General features: G+C 49.4%; 19 protein-coding genes. 4 read left to right on the plus strand and 15 right to left on the minus strand.

Going from position 1 to position 19,445, the window contains the following annotated elements; translation table 11 throughout:
* Positions 1–2 precede the first annotated feature (2 nt).
* The 5 genes from apaG to CWE09_RS10500 are packed head-to-tail and all read right to left on the minus strand — an operon-like array spanning position 3 to position 5,679.
* Positions 3–377, minus strand: coding sequence for a Co2+/Mg2+ efflux protein ApaG (gene apaG, locus CWE09_RS10480; RefSeq protein ID WP_126804002.1), 375 nt, complete (start codon positions 375–377; stop codon positions 3–5).
* Positions 370–1,185 (minus strand): 16S rRNA (adenine(1518)-N(6)/adenine(1519)-N(6))-dimethyltransferase RsmA, encoded by an 816-nt coding sequence (gene rsmA / locus CWE09_RS10485; protein WP_126804003.1) that lies wholly within the window; start codon positions 1,183–1,185, stop codon positions 370–372. The genes apaG and rsmA overlap by 8 nt, the downstream gene beginning before the upstream one ends.
* Entirely contained in the window at positions 1,182–2,168 is a 987-nt protein-coding gene (gene pdxA, locus CWE09_RS10490) for a 4-hydroxythreonine-4-phosphate dehydrogenase PdxA (protein ID WP_126804004.1), read from the minus strand. The genes rsmA and pdxA overlap by 4 nt, the downstream gene beginning before the upstream one ends.
* Positions 2,169–3,449: a peptidylprolyl isomerase SurA gene (gene surA, locus CWE09_RS10495; protein WP_126804005.1), complete on the minus strand. Its 1,281-nt coding sequence runs from the start codon at positions 3,447–3,449 to the stop codon at positions 2,169–2,171.
* A 10-nt stretch (positions 3,450–3,459) separates the two neighbouring features.
* Positions 3,460–5,679: an LPS-assembly protein LptD gene (locus tag CWE09_RS10500; protein ID WP_157982850.1), complete on the minus strand. Its 2,220-nt coding sequence runs from the start codon at positions 5,677–5,679 to the stop codon at positions 3,460–3,462.
* Positions 5,680–5,874: 195 nt separating this feature from the next.
* Here CWE09_RS10500 and CWE09_RS10505 point away from each other — a divergent pair, with 195 nt between their 5' ends.
* From CWE09_RS10505 to djlA, 3 genes are read left to right on the plus strand one after another with little or no spacing between them, the layout of a single operon-like run.
* Entirely contained in the window at positions 5,875–6,891 is a 1,017-nt protein-coding gene (locus CWE09_RS10505) for an aminoglycoside phosphotransferase family protein (protein WP_126804007.1), read from the plus strand.
* Positions 6,879–7,568 carry an N-acetylmuramate alpha-1-phosphate uridylyltransferase MurU gene (gene murU / locus CWE09_RS10510; RefSeq protein ID WP_126804008.1) on the plus strand — a complete coding sequence of 230 codons (690 nt, stop codon included), beginning with the start codon at positions 6,879–6,881 and terminating at the stop codon, positions 7,566–7,568. Before CWE09_RS10505 ends, murU begins: the two co-directional genes overlap by 13 nt.
* Positions 7,569–7,572: 4 nt before the next feature.
* Complete coding sequence (gene djlA / locus CWE09_RS10515) at positions 7,573–8,415, plus strand: co-chaperone DjlA (RefSeq protein WP_126804009.1); 843 nt, start codon at positions 7,573–7,575, stop codon at positions 8,413–8,415.
* Here djlA and CWE09_RS10520 read toward each other — a convergent pair.
* The 3 genes from CWE09_RS10520 to CWE09_RS10530 are packed head-to-tail and all read right to left on the minus strand — an operon-like array spanning position 8,412 to position 12,543.
* Positions 8,412–9,203 carry a DUF3530 family protein gene (locus CWE09_RS10520; protein WP_126804010.1) on the minus strand — a complete coding sequence of 264 codons (792 nt, stop codon included), beginning with the start codon at positions 9,201–9,203 and terminating at the stop codon, positions 8,412–8,414. The genes djlA and CWE09_RS10520 overlap by 4 nt on opposite strands.
* A gap of 32 nt (positions 9,204–9,235) precedes the next feature.
* The gene (locus CWE09_RS10525; RefSeq protein WP_126804011.1) at positions 9,236–9,892 is read right to left on the minus strand and encodes a pseudouridine synthase; all 657 of its coding nucleotides are present in this window, start codon (positions 9,890–9,892) and stop codon (positions 9,236–9,238) included.
* Positions 9,889–12,543 carry an SNF2-related protein gene (locus CWE09_RS10530; RefSeq protein WP_126804012.1) on the minus strand — a complete coding sequence of 885 codons (2,655 nt, stop codon included), beginning with the start codon at positions 12,541–12,543 and terminating at the stop codon, positions 9,889–9,891. Before CWE09_RS10530 ends, CWE09_RS10525 begins: the two co-directional genes overlap by 4 nt.
* Positions 12,544–12,723: 180 nt before the next feature.
* Between CWE09_RS10530 and CWE09_RS10535 the strand changes: the two genes are divergently transcribed.
* A complete protein-coding gene (locus tag CWE09_RS10535; RefSeq protein ID WP_126804013.1) occupies positions 12,724–14,109 on the plus strand; it encodes a PhoH family protein in 1,386 nt (461 codons plus the stop codon).
* On the opposite strand, the gene CWE09_RS10540 is transcribed toward CWE09_RS10535, so the two are convergent.
* The 7 genes from CWE09_RS10540 to metK all read right to left on the minus strand — a co-directional run bounded on the left by CWE09_RS10540 (position 14,106) and on the right by metK (position 19,372).
* Positions 14,106–15,053: a hypothetical protein gene (locus CWE09_RS10540; RefSeq protein ID WP_126804014.1), complete on the minus strand. Its 948-nt coding sequence runs from the start codon at positions 15,051–15,053 to the stop codon at positions 14,106–14,108. The two genes, CWE09_RS10535 and CWE09_RS10540, sit on opposite strands and share 4 nt — an antisense overlap.
* Positions 15,054–15,344 carry a hypothetical protein gene (locus tag CWE09_RS10545; protein WP_126804015.1) on the minus strand — a complete coding sequence of 97 codons (291 nt, stop codon included), beginning with the start codon at positions 15,342–15,344 and terminating at the stop codon, positions 15,054–15,056.
* Positions 15,345–15,425: 81 nt separating this feature from the next.
* Positions 15,426–15,848: a Holliday junction resolvase RuvX gene (ruvX, locus tag CWE09_RS10550; RefSeq protein ID WP_126804016.1), complete on the minus strand. Its 423-nt coding sequence runs from the start codon at positions 15,846–15,848 to the stop codon at positions 15,426–15,428.
* A gap of 13 nt (positions 15,849–15,861) precedes the next feature.
* The gene (locus CWE09_RS10555) at positions 15,862–16,419 is read right to left on the minus strand and encodes a YqgE/AlgH family protein (RefSeq protein WP_126804017.1); all 558 of its coding nucleotides are present in this window, start codon (positions 16,417–16,419) and stop codon (positions 15,862–15,864) included.
* 73 nt (positions 16,420–16,492) lie between these two features.
* On the minus strand, positions 16,493–17,437 hold the full coding sequence (gshB, locus tag CWE09_RS10560) for a glutathione synthase (protein ID WP_126804018.1): 945 nt from the start codon (positions 17,435–17,437) through the stop codon (positions 16,493–16,495).
* Positions 17,438–17,493: 56 nt separating this feature from the next.
* Positions 17,494–18,222 (minus strand): 16S rRNA (uracil(1498)-N(3))-methyltransferase, encoded by a 729-nt coding sequence (gene rsmE / locus CWE09_RS10565; RefSeq protein WP_126804019.1) that lies wholly within the window; start codon positions 18,220–18,222, stop codon positions 17,494–17,496.
* A gap of 4 nt (positions 18,223–18,226) precedes the next feature.
* Positions 18,227–19,372, minus strand: coding sequence for a methionine adenosyltransferase (gene metK, locus CWE09_RS10570; protein WP_126804020.1), 1,146 nt, complete (start codon positions 19,370–19,372; stop codon positions 18,227–18,229).
* Between the last annotated feature and the right edge of the window lie 73 nt (positions 19,373–19,445).

Below are 19,445 nucleotides of genomic sequence, written 5' to 3' on the forward strand. Positions count from 1 at the left end.
CTTTAATGTAAGATATTGGGAACTGCCAGGCGGAAAGCCGGAATGGGAACCTCGATGTCATCACCGTTTTCCCAAAGCATACCGTAACTTCCCTGCATGCTGCCCAACGGAGTGGTTAGCACCGTGCCGCTAGTGTAAGTAAAATGCTCCCCTGGACCTATATGAGGTTGTTTACCCACTACTCCATCACCAGCCACCTGGGTTACTTTGCCATCAGCATCATTGATGCTCCACTCACGGGTCAGTAACTGAATACTTTGCTGTGCATTATTGGCAATAGTAATGGTGTAGGCAAAAACGTACTGATCCTGTTCAGGATTAGACTGCGCATCCATAAACTGGGTTTCGACCTGAATATTAATCGGAGAATTATTCATGATCTGATTCTTGCTCCGTTAACCAATTTGCGATATTACAGAAATCTACCACATTCAGGGTTTCAGGGCGAACACTGGGGTCGATACCCAAAGCTTCAAGTTGCTGCTCACTGACTAACTCCTTGAAGTTATTGCGTACGGTTTTACGGCGTTGGTTAAAACCAGTGAGACATACATTGTTCAGCATTTTACGGTCGTGCACTGGATAAACCGGGTTGTCCATAGGGCGCAGGCGGACAACAGCGGACTCTACTTTAGGAGGCGGAGTAAAAGCCCCAGGCGGTACATGCAGTACGGGTGCTACTTCACAGGCTTGCTGAATCATGACTGATAAACGACCAAAGGTTTTATTACCCGGGGTTGCCGCCATGCGTGCAACGACTTCTTTTTGTAGCATAAAATGCATATCTTCTATTTGTCCAACCTGGTTTAACAGGTGGAAAATCAAAGGTGTTGAAATATTGTAAGGTAGATTACCGAAGACTCTGAGTTTTTTTCCCAGCTCTTGCGCCAGTTCGCTGAAGTCGAAGCGTAAAGCATCGACACGATGAACGGTTAATAAATCAGCTAAAACAGGGTGCTGCTGTAAACGGTCAGCCAGATCTCTATCTAGTTCAATAACATGTAACTGGCGGCAGATATCGGCGACAGGCTCGGTAAGTGCAGCGAGGCCAGGACCGATTTCAACCAGCGCTTCATCTGGCTGAGGATGGATGGCACTGACGATAGACTCTATTACATCCTGGTCGTGTAAAAAATTTTGACCAAAACGCTTGCGGGCGAAGTGCCCCTGGTGGACTTTACTCATAGTGATTGGTTAGCCATGCTAATGGCTTGCTCGATAGCAAGCTTAAAACTGCCTACATTGGCATTACCCTGGCCAGCCAAATCGAGCGCTGTGCCATGGTCTACTGAGGTGCGAATAAAAGGCAGGCCAAGGGTAATATTCACCGCTGCTCCGAAACCTTTATATTTAAGTACTGGTAATCCCTGATCATGAAACATGGCAAGTACAACATCGGCCTGCTCCAGATACTTGGGTTGAAAAATGGTATCGGCAGGAAAAGGGCCTGGTAAATGGTAGCCATATTCATCACGTAACTCTTGGAGGGCAGGAATGATAACATCAATTTCCTCGGTCCCCAGGTGGCCGTTTTCACCAGCGTGCGGATTCAGGCCGCAAACCAGAATGCGAGGTTGCGGCAGGTTAAATTTGTTTACCATATCTGCGTGTAAAATATGGATAACCTGCTGGATACGCTCTTTGGTAATAGCTTTAGAAACATAGGCTAGCGGTAGATGAGTGGTCACCAGAGCGACTCGTAAGCCCTCTGTCGCCAGCATCATGACAACATCGTTGCAACCGGCCTGATGGGCAAAAAATTCGGTATGTCCACTGAAGGCAATCCCGGCATCATTAATAACCCCTTTATGCACAGGCCCGGTGACCACGGCTGCAAACTCACCATCAAGATTACCCTGACAGGCACGGTTCAAGGTTGAAACTACATACTGACCGTTGGCTTCGTCAAGGACGCCAGGTGTCACCTTCGCTGCCACAGGCAGGTGGAGTACAGTCATGCTGCCGGCGGGCAAAGGCCGTGCCGGTAAATCTGCATCGTAGTCGACGATCTCCAAAGGTAACCCAAGCAATGCAGCGCGTTCCTGAAGCATTGATTTATCGGCACAGACTACCAATTCAACCGGCCATTTTTGCTGGCACAACTGGATGATTAAATCCGGACCGATACCCGCCGGTTCACCGGCAGTTATGGCAATGCGTTGAGGCATTTAGCGCACCACCTCTACGTAAGCTCCGTCACGAATTTCCTGTAGCCAGATATCCAGTTCTTCGCGGAATTTACGGTTATAGAGCATTTGCTGTGCCTGATCCTGTTTGCGTTGATCGGTTATGTCTTCTACCCGGCGGTCCTGCACTTCGACAATATGCCAGCCGTGAGTAGTGCGAAAAGGTTCGCTAATAACACCTTCTTCCTGACTCATTACACGGTCGCGAAACTCAGGCACATAGGCAGAAGGGTCAGACCATCCCAGTTCGCCGCCGAGGGCTGCAGACCCCGTATCCGATGAATGTTCACGGGCCAGCTCTGCAAAGTCTTTCTCACCATCAATAATCTGTTGACGGAATTCTGTCAGCATTTGCTGTGCGCGGTTATCTGAAAGAATAACAGAGGGCTGAATTAAAATATGACGCGCTTTGACTTCTTCTGCGGTAAAGGCGTCTGCGCCCCGTACATCATTTACTTTTAGAATGTGAAAACCCACACCTGAACGCAAAGGGCCAACCAGGGTGCCGGGACTTTCGCCATCCACCGCCGCAGCAAATAAAGTAGGCATGGCGTTACTACTCATCCAACCCATCTCACCGCCGTCAAGAGCGTTAGCGGCTGAGGAAGCTGATATTGCCACCTGAGCGAAGTCGTCACCTTCATTAAGGGTTTCCATAACTCGATCTGCGCGGCGTCTTGCCGCGGCTTCATCCTGGTCGCCCTCTTCGTTCTGGAAGCTGATAAGAATATGACTCAGGTTGTATTCGGTAGCAGACTGTCCCTGTTCGTCAATCAGCCTGACCAGGTTATTTACTTCCTGAGGACTGATGTAAATACGGCGTTGTACCTGTGAACGCTGAACTTCGTTGGTAATGATTTGTTCTCGGACCTCTTCGCGATACGAATTCCAGGTAAGACCATCGGCAATAACCTGATTACGCAGAGCTTCAACCGGCATGTTATTTTCTGCGGCAATTGAGGCGATAGCCTGATCCAGCTGAGCATCACTGATGCGTATGCCCATATTTTCTGCCATACTAATCTGCAGCTTTTGCAAAATCAGGCGTTCGGTCGCCTGAGTCCGCAGAGCTTGCTCTGACGGCAGGCTGCGCCCGGAAGCCGCGGCATCTCTTCTTACTGATTGCACGAGGCTTTCAACTTCACTCTCCAGAACGACATTGTTATTTACCACAACGACGACCTGATCGAGCAGTTCTTCGGCCGTACTTGCTGTACTGAATAGCAGCGTGATTGCAAATAAGCAGGAGGTTACTACTTTCATATAATTTCCATTAGTTACTTAAATAAAACGGCCGACGGTATCCAAAAATGCCCTGCTGCAATAAATTGCTAAGGCTGGAACGGTCGCCCGACAAGCCGGTAATTACAAATTGCAGGCTAATCCCGTTATCAAACTCCGCCGGTGTCAGAGGTTGTGTACTTGAAATGCCTTCGAAATTACGGTCAATTCTACGATATCCACTTACTCGCAGGGCCCAGCAGCAACGTTCATACTGAAACCCGAAATTAACATCAAGTGCGTCTCCATTACGCAAATCCTGATACCAGTGACCCGCTATTGACCAGTCTTGATGAACTTGCCAGGTGGTCACTAAGCCGAGCTGTTCGACATCGGCTTCTGTACCAACAAGACCTCGAATCTGACGATGGTTCAACTGTATCAAATTGTTGCTATCTTTACGATATTCAACAGCAGACCGACTTTTTTGCATTTGGTTCAGCTGACTATCGTATTGCGCTCCCAGACTGAAGTACCAGCGCGAGCCAAAACGAAAGTCGAGTTCAGCAGCCAGCTCAGAATTATTGTCAGTAATCTGGGTTGTGTCATCAAACAGCTGTGTCTGACTATCATCAAAGTAAAAGATCTGACCCAGGCTAAGGCGCATAAGTTCCTCAGCTCTGTGGTTAAATATGCTGGTAGTGGCCCCCAGCGTTATCTGATTGGCATCTGCTATTCGATCCAGACCGGTGAAACGGCGGGGTCGAAACAGCCCATTGTAATCATCCTGCATGGGTATGGAGTCATATATTCCGATATCACGCTGGTCGCGGTAAGGCGTGTAGAGAAACTGGAGTTGCGGTTGCAACGTCTGTAGCCCTCCATTGCCTGAAAAATCCAGTGGTCGTTCAAGGTTTATCTGGCCATGCCACCTTAGCTCGGGAAGGGCTCGAGTAATAGAGTTGCTGTTCAGCTGCTCTTCTTCGAATTTTTGTTGTTCATAATGAGTCAGCAGCATGCTGGTTTCAGCCTGCCATTCCCAACCAGGTCTGCGCATGTAATAACTCAAGCCTGGCTCCATGTGCACGCGGGTCGCATTTTCATCCGCCATATCCTGGCGCTGAAATTGAGTTATTTCACTAAACCATTGAGTGGTAAACCCCTGACGGGTTGGTAAGTCGCTTTCATGCCAGACGCTGATACGGGGCATGGTGCGATAGGGATTCTGGTAGGGTCCCAGCATTTGGAAGTCTTCTACCTGAACCTGCGCGGTCCAGTTCTGATGTTGGTAGTCAACCTGGCCGCGGCGATAGATATGGGCATCGGCGGGGCTGGCGAACTGACTGCCAAAATCATTGAAATAATTGACATCGCTAACGTGACTGGTGTCAACGTAACCGCTCCAGCGTGAGCTGAATTCAGCTTCATGTTCTACCCGCCAGAAAAAACGACTGTTGTCGGCTTGCCTGGAGCTATCGTTGTTCAGATATTCGATGTTGAACTGACCCTGGTGATCTTCGCTCAGGTAGCGTTGCTCCGCCATCCCCATCAGGCCACGCTCAGACATATAACGAGGTGTCAGGGTAGCGTCGTAATTGGGGGACAGATTGAAGTAATAAGGAATTTCGAATTCCAGGCCATTACGAGACGAGCTGCGAACGGTAGGATAGAGCAGGCCGGATTTGCGCTCGTCAGTAAGCGGGAAACTAAAGCGAGGGATATAAATGACAGGAACATTAAATAAACGAACCTGAGCACCGTGGGCCACCCCCCAGCTTTCATCTTCTTTCATCTCAATACGTCGGGCACGAACCTGCCATGCCGGACGATCACCCGGACACGTGGTAAAGCTGGCTCGGCGGAAGTTCAGGTTCTGATAGCCGCCAGACTCCTGGATGTCGAGTACACTCGCTGACCCTAGTGCTGATGTGCCTACAAGATGATAATCAATGTCCTGAATCGTAGCGCTTTGCTGGAGAGTGTGGGCATGAAAAGTATCTCCACGCACAGCAACGTACCCATCATTAAAATAGAGTCCACCGTCGGCTCGGATTTCACCGGTGATTTGGTTGTATTCGGCACTTTCAGTTTGCAGTAATTGCTGATTGTGGCGTAACTCTACGTTTCCCAGGTAGGAAGCGTAACTATTATGTAAAACATTAGCCTGATCAGCAGTCACCTGCACTGCATTATAAAGAGCTGGAGAAATATCATCTGAGGTGCTGGAAGGTTGGACCCAATCAGGCGTGACCTCGCATTGTTGCGGCCACATAGCCTGCGCTGAACCACTTACCATGAGCGACGATATAAGCAAAAAATAATGTGGGCGCCCCAATTGCAGCACAGTTATTTAACTCCGAACCAGTATCATAGACAGAAGGTGCTCATGATAAAGCAATTTCCTTCGCGCGGCTATTTGATAAGATAGGCGTTTTACGCAGAAAAGCGGAAATATAGGGAGAATTTTTTGCATTCGCTCAATCAACGTCAGCAAAAATTAGAGCAGTGGTTAGCTACACAGAGTCTGTGTCCGGATGGAGAGTTGCTTGTGGTCTCCGGTGACGCCAGTTTTCGCCGCTATTTTCGCTACCTGCATCAGGGTCATTGGTACATTGCGGTAGACGCTCCGCCGCCGCAGGAGTCTCTGCAGGAATTTTTGGCCATCGCGGCGGCCTATAAGCAGACCGGAGTGCCGGTTCCTCATGTTTACGCTTATAACAAGGATGATGGTTTTATGATCCTTGAGGATCTCGGTGACGACCTGTTTTACAGTCACCTGCAAGATGATTCGAGTGCGCGAGATTATTATATTCAGGCACTGGATCTGTTACCGGGGGTTATGCGCACCATTCGCACTGAAGATGGAGACTTGCCTGTTTATTCAGGTGAACTTCTGCAGACTGAATTAAGTTTATTCAGCGACTGGTTGCTAGAGCAACACCTGCAGCTAAAGCTGAGTCTTGCGGAACAGGAAATCTGGTTAGCTACTTGTGCGCTGTTAGTAGATAACGCCACGGGGCAGCCTCAGGTAGGAGTACACAGGGACTATCATTCGCGCAATATCATGTGCACAGAGTCTTCTGGTCTGGCGCTGATTGACTTTCAGGATGCTGTTCTGGGGCCAGTTACTTACGACGCGGTTTCCTTGCTGCGCGACTGTTATCTGGCATGGCCGGATGAATTGGTGAGTGAATTAAGTGAACATCTGTATCAGCGATTACAGACGGAGCACATTCTGCAACCTGAGGTTAGCCTGCAACAATGGCAACGCTGGTTTGATTTAATGGGTATTCAGCGCCACTGCAAGGCGGCGGGTATTTTTGCGCGGCTTTGTCACCGTGACGGTAAATTAAACTACCTGGCTGATGTACCGCGAACCTTGAATTATATCCTCGAAGTATCTGCAAAATATCCCGAGCTCAGTGATTTTCATCGTTTACTGAAAGAACGTGTAGAACCAGCGGTGCAAGCATGCGCGCAATGATTCTGGCGGCTGGCCGAGGGCAGCGCATGCGTCCGCTCACTGACAATATGCCCAAGCCTTTGTTGCCGGTGGCAGGCAAACCTTTGATTGATTACCACCTGGAAAAGTTAGCACGGGCTGGAGTCAAAGACGTGGTTATTAATCATGCCTGGCAAGGCGCCAGTTTGCACCAGCATATAGGTAATGGGCAGGCTTATGGTCTCAATGTTGCCTGGTCAGCAGAACCTGAAGGCGGTCTGGAAACAGCCGGGGGCATTATAAAAGCATTACCATTACTGGGGGATGAGCCGTTTTGGGTTATTAATGGTGATGTCTGGACCGATTATGCGTTCTCCAGTTTACCTACCACACTGGACGATGCACTGGGTCATTTGATTTTGGTGACAAACCCACAGCATAACCAGAATGGAGACTTTCAGTTAGCTCAGGATCGGGTAGAGCTGCCTGAAGCAGGGCCTGGTTATACCTTTAGCGGTCTTAGCTTGCTAAGCCCGCAGTTGTTTGCTGGTTATCCAGTAACTAAGCTGGCATTAAAGCCTTTATTTTTAGCAGCCATTCAGCAGCAGCAACTACAGGGTTCTGTTTATAATGGGCAATGGACAGATGTAGGTACGCCACAGCGACTTGAGCAATTATCAGCTCAGCTGCTGGCTCAGCGACGGCAACAGGAGCAATAAAGCCATGTGGGGAAAGATTCTGGGGGCGGCTTTTGGTTTCCTGTTTTTACGTATACCGGGCCTCATTCTGGGGTTCCTGATCGGGCACTGGTTTGACCGTGCTTATGCACAGCATCAGACTCAGGAAGGCGGCTTTTCGCGGTTTTTTTATGACACTGCAATAAGCGGCGAAAAGGCGACGTTTTTCTTTGCCATGTTCGCCACTATGGGGCATTTAGCGAAAGCGAAAGGGCGGGTTACCGAACAGGATATCGCTCAGGCGCAGGCATTGATGCACAGACTGGAGTTGCGTGGGGAAACGATGCGCGAGGCGCAACAAGCTTTTCGCGAAGGTAAAGACCCAGCGTTCCCGCTGGATAAAACCTTACGTCGTTTTCGTGACGATAGCCGGGGGCGGCGCGACATTCTGCAGTTGTTTATGGAGCAACTGATTTTAACCGCACTGAATGACAGTAAGTTAGAGCGTGACGAGTATAATATTTTGTTGCGTGCCGCCCGCACACTTGGTTTTAATAAATTCGAACTGGATAAATGGTTGCTGATGACAGGAGCCAGTGCCCGTTTTCAAAGGGCTCACCGGTCACAGAACTATACAAAAAGCAGTGGTCAGGCTCGCGGCTCCCAGGATGCTTCCCGGTTGCAGGATGCTTATCAGGCGCTAGGTGTGAAAGCAGACGTTAGCGATCAGGAATTGAAAAAAGCGTATCGTAAGTTAATGCGTGAACACCATCCGGATAAGCTTGCTGCCCAGGGGCTACCAGAAGAAATGATGAAAGCAGCGAAAGAGCGAACGCAGAATATTCAGGCCGCCTATGATCAAATCAAGCGCAGCCGGGGGCGTAACTAAAAATCGTTGCTGCGTAACCAGCCATAAAGCTGGTGCTGCAAATAGCGTGGTTGGTGAGCATGAGTGCCGGCCGGAATAATACGCTGGCGATAACTTACCTGCTGGTGGCGTTGTGCTTGTTGCTGACGACGTGAGGCGGCCTGAGTTACCCAGTCGTTGCCGTCATGGGGCGAGAGATCAAGCACTGGCACTGGTAGCTGCGCGAGCTTGGTGGCCAATTGCTGATTGAGTTGCCACTGAGGGAAATAGATACCATAAACCACAAAGGCATCGGGCAGAGGCAATTCATTGCGGCTGAACAAATCAGTTAATAATGCTGCACTGATGCCTTCAGCGACAATAATAACTGACCCGGCTATTAAACTGGTCTGACTATAAGCTAACTCGACCCGTTCCCGCAGTTGTTCACGTAATTCAGCCAGTTCTTCATCCGCTAGCGGCTCCGGGTAGCGGACGTCTTCGTCGCCCTGCCAGCGAAAATTATCAAGCGGTTGTGTCGGTGGCTGTAACGCGTAACTTTGCCAGCCATAATCGGGCATGCTTTGATATAAGCTGCGAATAGCGGCGGACTGGTAAGGATGATACCCCCATTCTGGAATATGCAGAATACTCCCCCGATCAAACGCCTGTTTGTTCTCCTGCTCAAGTAGCAGTACCTGAGTATCACCTTCACCTAACCAGACCACCTCGCCGGGAGGCAGGTAGTAGTCAAGGTCGTTGTTAGCCTGTGCTGCTGCCGGGGTTAGCAGTACAGTCAGCAGGCATAGGTGCAGTAAGGTCTGTTTCATACCTGGGTTATCGGCCGCAGGTAAGCAAAGCTTTAAAAATTAGCGGGCAGTTTAAAGTGGCAGGCTTCACCACTATGTGGATGGCTAAAGCGTAGCTCTTCTGCGTGCAGGAGTAACCGGGGAGCTGCCTGAGTAGACTGAGGGCTACCATACAGCCGATCACCCAGAATGGGGCAGCCTGATTGCCACATATGCACCCGTAACTGGTGCGAACGACCCGTTACCGGAAACAACAGGACATCGCTATAATGCTGACTCCGGCTTTGTACTTTATAGTGAGTTAAGGCGCTTTTCCCTTGCTCATGGTCGACCATTTGCCGAGGGCGATTGGGCCAGTCACAGCGCAGTGGAAGCTCAATACTTCCCTCCTCCTGAGGTAGTTTTCCCCATACGCGCGCGCGGTATACTTTGCTTACTTCACGGCGTTCAAACTGTTGTCCCAATGCTCCCTGAGTGCCTTTGTCCAGCGCCATCAGTAGCAGGCCTGAGGTTGCCATATCCAGCCGATGGACAATACGTGCAGTCGGAAGTACTGATTTCACTCTGTTTTCTACACAGTCTTTATGTTCCGCTGCTTTACCCGGGACCGTTAACAAACCGCTGGGCTTTGCCACAATCAGCAGGTGCTCGTCGCGATAAACTAATTCCAGCCAGGGGGTTTGCGGAGGCTGGTAAACAAAGTTACTCACACTGTGGCTCCATCGGCACCAGCGTTAACAACCAGCCGCACCGAGTCAATATTCAGCTGCGGTTTAGCAAAGGCTTTTTCGAGGTTTTCTTTTTTCTGTTCCAGAGCCTGGATTTCATCTTCCCGGATACTTGGATTACGTTCGCGCAGTGTGCGCATACGGCGAATTTCATCTTCGAGTTGATTACAAATATCGGTGCCTGCAACGGCACATGCCTGGTTGAGTTTATTCTCAGCCTCCGGCCAGCTATCTTTCACTAATTGCTGGCATGGCTTACGTAATGCTTTGACCATTTGAGCGCCGGACTTCTTGTTCACAAAGTGCAGCTGTTTATTCAAAGTCTGCGCTGTTATTTTGCTGTCCATATTGCGCCCACTACTGTCGAGAAAGAGCCGCACTGGAGCCGTTGGATAAAGCTGCTGCAGGCCTAGAGTTGGCGCTTCGGGTATGCTGGCGCTGAAAATGAGTTCCAGAAACCAGTGGCCAGTGGGCAGGGCACTGTTTTTCAAAATGGCGACGCTACTGGTGCCTTGAGATTCGTTGAGCACTAGCTCAAAAGCGGTTTGTACCTGAGGGTGTTCCCAGGTCAGGAATTGCACATCATCGTAAGCTAACGCAGTAACGCGATCAAAGGTTACCAGTGAACCCTCTTCATCGAGGCCAGGCAGACCGTTGGCTGCAAAATGCTGGCCTGGTTTTAAAATCAGACGCTTACCATCTTTATCTTCAACCTCTACACCAAACTGATCCCAGAACGCAAACATGAAAGTCGGCAATGAACTTTCTCCATCCGTCGCCGCTATGGCCTGCTGCAGCTTATTTGCCAGCTCAGGGCGACAGGAATTGAGCTCCAGTAAACGGTCACGACCTTCGGCCATGCTTGCTTTCACATCTTCGTAATGCTGCCTGGTGTTTTCAACAAATTCAGCGAACTCACTGTCACTCGCTGTCAGTTTAGTTTCCAGCTGGCCACCTAGCAGCTGCATTAAGCGATGTCCGGTTGCATTGGGTTGGGTAAATGCCTGCATACCCTGTTCGTACCAAAGTGCCAAACGTTGATCGCGACTGCCGTTTGCATAAGGTACGTGAATATCAATGTGGTCGCTTTGACCTATGCGGTCAAGGCGGCCAATGCGTTGCTCCAGCCGATCCGGATGAGTGGGTAAATCCAGCATGACGATGTGGCGGGCAAACTGGAAGTTACGGCCTTCGCCACCAATTTCAGAACTGATCAACAGTTGGGCACCGTCTTCCTGATCAGCGAAGAAGGCCGCTGCTCTATCGCGTTCTACTAAAGTCATGCCTTCGTGAAAGAGGGCACAGTGGCGGCCAAAACGTACGCGCATGAAAGCGGCCGCTTCTTCGACCTGTTGCTGGTTATGAGTTATGACCAGTATTTTTTCAGGTTGTACCGATTTCGCTAATTTCTGCAACCATTCAATCTTGCTATCAAAAATGTCAATTTCTGCCTCATCCGGGGAGAGTTCATGGGGCTGATAGCGGCGCTGAGGAAAGCCTTTTATATGAGCCCGGGTATTACGCATTAATACGCGTCCGGTGCCATGTTCATCCAATAACTGATTGATCTCAGGTGAGTCGCTATCCATAGTTGCGGCCTGGTCGGCGATAGCCCGGTACTTTTTCTGTTCTTCGCGAAATTGTTGCAGGTCATGGAAACGTTCAGGGTCTAATAATTGCAATTGAGCAAAATGGCTGTCTGCACCTGCCTGATCCGGAGTTGCTGTGAGTAATAGCAGGCCCTTATTGGCAGCAATTTCACGGATATTCTGTATGTCTTGTGTGTCCAATTGGTGAGCTTCGTCAATGACCACCAGATCCCAGCCAGCAGTTGCCGCCTGAGCGGCTCTTTGCGGCTCATGCAGCAGAGAAGAAGGACAAAGCACCAGTTGGGCCTGTTCAAAAGGATTCTCTTCCTGTTCGTCGTATAATTCGCAATAGTCATTGTCGAGAATACTGAAATAAAGCGAAAAACGGCGCCGTAATTCAATCATCCACTGATGCAACAAGCTGTCCGGGACCTGAATTAAAATGCGATTGGCCATCCCGTTAATAAGCTGAGTTTGCATGATAAGGCCAGCTTCTATGGTTTTACCCAGGCCCACCTCATCGGCTAGCAGCACCCGTGGCGCCGGACGTGAACCGACATTGTGGCCAATGTATAACTGGTGTGGAAGTAGTTCAATACGGGCACCGAGAAGCCCTCTTGCGGGATGTTTCAGCCATTTCTGCAAGTACTGATGCGTTTCCTGGCGCAAGTTATATTTACTGACACGATCAATTTGACCGGCTAGCAACCGGTTAACCGGACTATTCAGCTGGACCTGATAATGCAACTGGGTTTCCGGTACCTTAACGGCTCCATCATCAGCCTGGCCATGGTAAATAAGAACGCCTTCAGTTTCCTCAATATCAGTGACTCTGAAACTCCAGCCGTCGCTGTGGCGACTGACGTCGTCAATCTCGAGCAGGTAACGGGTGAGCGGTGCTTCAGAGGAAGCGTAGGCACGGTTTTCTCCGCTGGCAGGAAATAGTAAGCTAACCTGGCGCCCGCTTATTCCGGTAATCAGACCCAGACCCAGTTCAATTTCAGTTTCGCTTATCCAGCGTTGGCCAATTGCAAAATCACTCAATGTGGTTGCCTTCTTCGGTCGTCAGTACATGCATAGTTGCTGCGCTATGGTAACAAAGGCATCGCCTGACTGCGGTAAAAATTTTGTTATCTAATATATTAAATTAATGGTTCTCAGCTAAGCTTTATGGCATAACCATAAATAATACCAACGATAAAAACCAGCTCAGTGGGGTATGCTATGACCGACGACGGTATTAAGCACTATGTACTGGACACCAACATTCTTCTGCATGAACCTCTCGCCTTCTTAAACTTTGATGAACACAACGTTATTATCCCCATGGTGGTACTGGAGGAGCTGGACAATATTAAAGACCGCCAGAAGGATGTGAGCCGGGACGCGAGAGTCGCTATCCGGGCTTTAGAAGAAGCGCTGCACGACGCGACACCGGAACAAATTACTGAGGGTGTACCCTTAACCCGGGTTTCTGGGGAACATCAGGCTGTAGGTCATCTATCCATATTCCCGGATTTTCAATTGCGGCAACAGGAAGCTGTGATATCACTGAATGAAAATGATCATCGAATTATTCAGTCGGCCCTGGAGGTACAGCGGCATAAGGCTCCAGAGCAGGTTATTCTGGTGACTAAAGACATTAATATGCGTCTGAAAGCTAAAGGTGCTGGTGTGAAACAGGTAGAGGACTACCGTACTGACCAGTTAATTGATGATATTAAATTGCTGACAAAAGGTTTTTATCAGTTTCCGGGAAACTTCTGGGAACAGGTAAAGGATGTTGAAAGTGAACAGGACGGTCGTGAAACCTATCATTATGTGCCGCTGGATATCTTCACCACCCCCTTTCCCAATGAATACCTGCTCGATGAAACCGATAGTTTTGCGGCCAGGGTGGAAAGCTATGACAGTAAACGAGTGAAAATCCAGGACATTGGGCGTGAGCGTTTGATGAGTCAGCGCGCCTGGGGTGTCAGCCCGAAGAATATCTACCAGGCCATGGGTATGAAAGCTTTGCTTGATCCGACCCTGGATCTGGTTATCTTAACGGGCCCCGCGGGCTGCGGGAAAACTTTGCTGGCACTGGCCAGTGCTTTGGAGCAGGTTGTTGAGCAGGGTCTGTATGAGAAAATAATTGTGACCCGAAGCACTCCGGAAATTGGTGAGTCGATAGGCTTTTTGCCGGGCACGGAAGAAGAAAAAATGGCGCCCTGGCTGGCCGCTATTACTGATAGCCTGGAAGTGCTGCATAAAAATGACGAGAACATGGAATCCAGCCTGAACTACATTATGAATAAGGCAAATATTCAGTTTAAGTCAATTAACTTCATGCGTGGGCGCAGTATTCAGAACGCTATTGTGCTGTTAGACGAAACCCAGAACTTAACGGCTTCGCAGTTAAAAACCATTATTACCCGTTGTGGCGCCGGCACCAAAATAGTCTGTTCGGGGAATCTGGCGCAAATTGACAGTTATTATCTGACCGCACTGACGTCCGGGCTTACTTATATCGTTGAGCGGTTTAAGAACTACCATGGCGGCGCTACGGTAAACCTGAATGGCGTGGTACGTAGTCCGCTGGCCCAGTATGCTGAAGAGAATCTTTAAAAGGCTTCTACCACGAGTGCGCCATTGTAGACATGAGGGACATAACGATCACCAATGCGGCCCGGCTCAAAACGGGCAGGGCCGGTTGGTTCGGTAAGTAAAAAACGCCGTTCATCATGGCGAACCCAGTAATCATCTTCGCCAGGCTCAATATCCACTGCAAACATGGCGTGTCCCGGCAAATATACAATCAGGCTCTCTGTTTGCGGATGCAGGGCTGAGAATAACGCGGCGATTAACGTTACTTTGCTATCGCAGTCACCCCTGTTTTCAAATAACAGCCGTGCAGGCGTATGAAAACCAGCCCCCGGACTAGAAAACCTGTTGTCTAATTCGGCATAAGGAATGGTTTGAACGAAGCTCAGAATCAGGCGCAGGCTGTCGTAAGGACTGCTGTCTTCACCTAGCTTATTGGCAAAAGCCTCCGCTAAAGACTGCACCGCCGGGTGAGACTCTTCGGCGATACGCACGTGATCGGGTTTAAACCCCTGTCGCCGGGCATGATCAACCAACAAATTATAATAATTACGGTGCATGATTTCTTGCTGTAAGCGCTCTTTTTCAGTAAGTAAGGCTTGCATGCGTTGCTGTCTTTGCCCCGCTGTGCCGCTACGCAGGTTAATTTCAATAGACTCTCCGCCATGGGGTAAGTTTATCTCCACATCTCGCCATCCACTGTCATGCGCAAAACTACGTAGATCGGGTTTGATTTCACGGTGGATACGAGCCGGACTTAAAGGGCGGAAGTTGACTGGAGTTTGTAAAAAACCAGTCTGAGGTACCTGAAAACTAATTTGACGGGAGTGATTATCAAGGTCACGCCATTGGTAGGCAAAGTTGAGTTGACTATTTTCTGCCTGACGCTGGAAAAAGAACTGTTCAGCCCAGCTAACTGAGCTCATCAGGCATAAACAAATTGCCAGCAGCCCGCTGAGCCTTAGCATTTAGAACTTCACTTCAGAAATAGGACTGTCCGTGTATTTAAGATCGATCTGATACTCCACACCACCTGCCTTGATGAAGAAAAAGGTTTTATCGCGTTTAAAAAGTTCGCTTAACAGAACATTTTTCACGCTCGGGCGTCTTTTCGGTTCGATATCTGTCAGCTCTACGCTATACCGGGACACAAGGATGTTGTCGTAGCGCGCTGGAGTAACCAGCAGTAAGCGCTTGTTTTCATCCGTTAAAGTGATGGTATTTCCGGTGACTGTAAATGGTTCTTCATTTCCGAACAATGGGTTGCCCTCATATAACAATCTGAATAATGCCTAAATATAACGAAATAGAGTCATTCAGCCAAGCAAAGTTTAGCGAACTTAGCGGTAAGTAAAGTAATCTTCCAAAATCAGGCAGGCCGAAGCGCTGTCTATTTTCTCTTTGCTCAGGTTTTTGAAGCCTCCCTGGCTGAACAGAGTTTCCTTAGCACTGACCGTTGTTAACCGCTCATCCTGAAAGCTGATAGCGACGCCAAAACGGCCATGTAAACGGTTACCAAACTTACGCGAGCGAACCGTTAAAGGCTGCTCGCTGCCATCCATGTTTAATGGTAGCCCGATAACACATAATTCGGGTTGCCAGGTTTGTAGTAACTTTTCCAGTTGAAACCAGTCCGGAATGCCATCTTTTGCTGCTAAAGCGGCAAGTGGTGAAGCGGTGCCGGTTACTGACTGGCCAACGGCTACGCCAATGCTACGGGTGCCAAAATCAAAGCCCAGAACACAACCTTCTTGCTTACTCATCCTTGTTTACTCATCAGGCGTGGCCGGCATCTGGAGCTAGTTGCCAGATATCTATGCCTAGCTTCTCGGCCGCTTTTTGCCAGCGATCTGCGCTTGGTGTATCAAATAAAACATCTGCTTCAGCAGGAATGGTAAGCCAATTATTGTTGGCTATTTCCTCTTCCAGCTGCCCAGCATCCCAGCCAGCATAACCTAAGGTTAATAAAAATTTATGCGGTGCCTGACTGGACCCTAAAGACTGCAAAATATCTTTAGAGGTGGTGACCATGATGTCGTCGCTTAATTGCAGGCTACTACGCCAGCCTTCCTGCGGTGGATGCAGGACAAAACCGCGGTCAGTACCTACAGGGCCTCCTGAGTAGACTAGCGAACGCTCCAGAGACGCGTCGGCGGGAATTTTAATTTCAATTTGCTTAAGCAGCGCTGGAATCGACATCTCCGCTGGCTGATTGACAATAAGCCCCATAGCGCCTTCGTCGTTGTGCTCGCAAATATAAGTGACCGAACGCTCAAAGAAAGGGTCGTCCAGGCCTGGCATAGCAACTAAAAAATGATTTTGTAGGCTGTTCATAACCTTAGATCCCCTGCTTTAACCGCTTGCTTTAACCCATTATACTTTGAATATGGAGGTTAAAAGTCAATTTTTAAAGACTAAAATCCTGAGTAATAGCGTCAAATAGCATACCAGCAATATTGATCGAGTAAGCGTCTTCGATCTCGCGCATACAGGTCGGGCTGGTGACATTGATTTCGGTAATGCAATCGCCAATAACATCCAGCCCCACCAGATAAAGACCTTTTTCTTTTAAAACCGGCCCGACCCGTTTTGCTAGTTTCCAGTCACTCTCGCTCAACGGCTGCGGACGGCCAGTGCCACCGGCGGCCAGGTTACCACGGGTTTCACCGGCAGAAGGAACACGAGCCAGTGAATAGGGCACCGCTTCACCATTGATCAGGATAATGCGTTTATCGCCTTCTTTAATGGCGGGTAGGTATTCCTGCACCATGGCAAAACGTTGCCCATGCTCGGTCAGAGTCTCAATGATAACTCCCAGGTTATTGCCCTGGTTATCAACGCGAAAAATGGAAGCGCCGCCCATGCCGTCCAGTGGTTTTAAAATAATGTCTTTATGTTCCGCATGAAAAGCCCGGATCTGCTCTGCACTGCGGGTGACGATAGTTGCCGGTATGCTGTCCGGGAACCAGGCGGTAAATAATTTTTCGCTACAGTCACGCAGGCTTTGCGGCTTATTAGCGACTTTCGCACCGGCAAGCTCAGCCAGCTCCAGCATATGGGTAGCGTAAATATATTCCATATCAAAGGGGGGGTCTTTGCGCATTAGAATAATATCCAGCGATCCCAGCTTGATATGAGATTCCTGGCCAAGGTCATAGAAATCTTCTGTTTGATCGCGAACGCTAAGAGGCTGGACTCGCGCCATCGGCTCGCCGCCTTTCATGTAAAGATCCGCCATTTCCATGTATAAAACGTCATAACCACGGTTTTGAGCTTCTAAAGCCAGGCGAAAACTAGTGTCTTTATAAGTTTTAACGCTGGAAATGGGATCCATAATAATGCCAACTTGCATGACGGCCTCTTTATTAAAGTAGAAAAGATAGACTGGCTGCAGTGTACCACGGTGTATTAAATCAGGTCACCGTGATTCGCCTGCAAGGCTGCCAGCGCGGTTAGTGCTGCCGTTTCGGTGCGTAAGACTCGCGGTCCCAGATGAACAGGAGTGCAGCCTTGTTGATGAGTTGCTTCTACTTCGTGCGGAGAAAAACCGCCTTCAGGGCCTACTAATAAAGACAACTGCTGAGCAACAGACACGGTTTTCAAAGAGTGCGCCGCGCTGGGTTCCAGGGTCAGGGTTAGCGGACGCTCAGGGTTACTTAAATAGTCTTGCAAGGATATGGCTGGCCGTACTTCGGGGACTTTATTGCGTCCGCTTTGCTCGCAGGCACTGATCACAATTTTCTGCCATTGCTGAATTTTCTTTTGCAGCCGTTCGCCCTGCAACTTAACACCACAGCGTTCTGTAAACAGTGGAGTAATACTGGCTACGCCTAGCTCCACCGACTTTTGCAAGGTGAAATCCATTCGGTCACCGCGCGAGATCCCCTGCGCCAGGTGTATCTGCAGGGGAGACTCAGTACTTGCCGCTGTGGCCTCGATAATTTTTACCTGCACGTGTTTTTTGCTGGCCTGGGTAATGACTGCCTGGTAGGCGTGGTCGTCTCCGCAAAAAAGTTCAAGTTCGGCACCTTCGCTTAACCGCAGCACCCGCGCCACATGATTAGCCGCGTCAGGATGCAGCTCTGTGTGCATGCCTGATGTTAGTGCGGCGGAATGATAAATGCGAGGTATACGCATGCGGTTATTTTATAGCCGCTCGCAAAGCTTCCGCTTTGTCAGTTTTTTCCCACGGGAACTGATCGCGACCAAAGTGGCCGTAGGCGGCGGTTTCCAGGTAAATAGGGCGCTCCAGATCGAGCATTTTAATTAAACCATAGGGGCGTAGATCAAAATGCTGACGTACCAGCTTAATTAAGGTCTCTTCGTCGTACCGACTGGTACCAAAGGTTTCAATGCTAATGGAGGTTGGTTGTGCCACACCAATGGCATAGGAAACCTGCAATTCACAGCGTTTAGCCAGGCCTGCAGCGACTAAATTTTTCGCCACATAACGAGCAGCATATGCAGCACTACGGTCCACTTTAGAAGGGTCTTTACCCGAGAAGGCACCGCCACCATGACGTGCCATGCCGCCATAAGTATCGACAATAATTTTGCGGCCCGTCAGGCCACAGTCACCCATAGGACCCCCAATGACGAACTTGCCGGTCGGATTTATATGGTACTTGGTATCGGGACGCAGCCATTCTTCTGGGAGGACGGGTTTGATAATGGTTTCCATGACCGCTTCCTGAACCTGTTTCAGGCTATATTCTTCAGCGTGCTGGGTGGAAAGCACTACCGCATCAATGCCTATAGGTTTGCCATCTTCATAAATAAAAGATAGCTGGCTTTTGGCATCGGGGCGTAGCCAGGGCAAGGAGCTGCGTCTGACTTCAGCCTGGCGCTGCACCAGTTTATGGGCATAAGTGATAGGCGCAGGCATTAAAGCTTCAGTTTCATCGGAAGCATAACCAAACATTAGTCCCTGATCTCCGGCACCCTGTTCTTCAGGGTTGCCGCGGTCAACGCCCTGGTTAATATCAGCGGATTGTTTGCCTATCGCGTTTAAAACCGCGCAACTGCCTGCGTCAAAACCCATCTCCGAATTGGTGTAGCCTATTTTGCGCACGGTCGTACGCACCAGGTCTTCCACATCGACCCAGGCGTGGGTATTAATTTCCCCACCAACCAGGACCATGCCTGTTTTGACATAGGTTTCACAAGCAACCCGAGCTTTCGGGTCTGTAGCCAGGATAGCGTCCAGTACTGCGTCAGATATCTGATCAGCAATTTTGTCTGGGTGGCCTTCGGAAACAGATTCAGATGTAAACAGGTGTTGTGCCATAAACAAGTATACTCTCTAAGTTGGTATGTTAATGGTGCAGGAAGCCGCGATACTTTAGCTAAAAAGCGCTGAG

The organism is Aliidiomarina minuta (genome assembly GCF_003987145.1).
GTDB classification, from domain to species: Bacteria; Pseudomonadota; Gammaproteobacteria; order Enterobacterales; family Alteromonadaceae; genus Aliidiomarina; species Aliidiomarina minuta.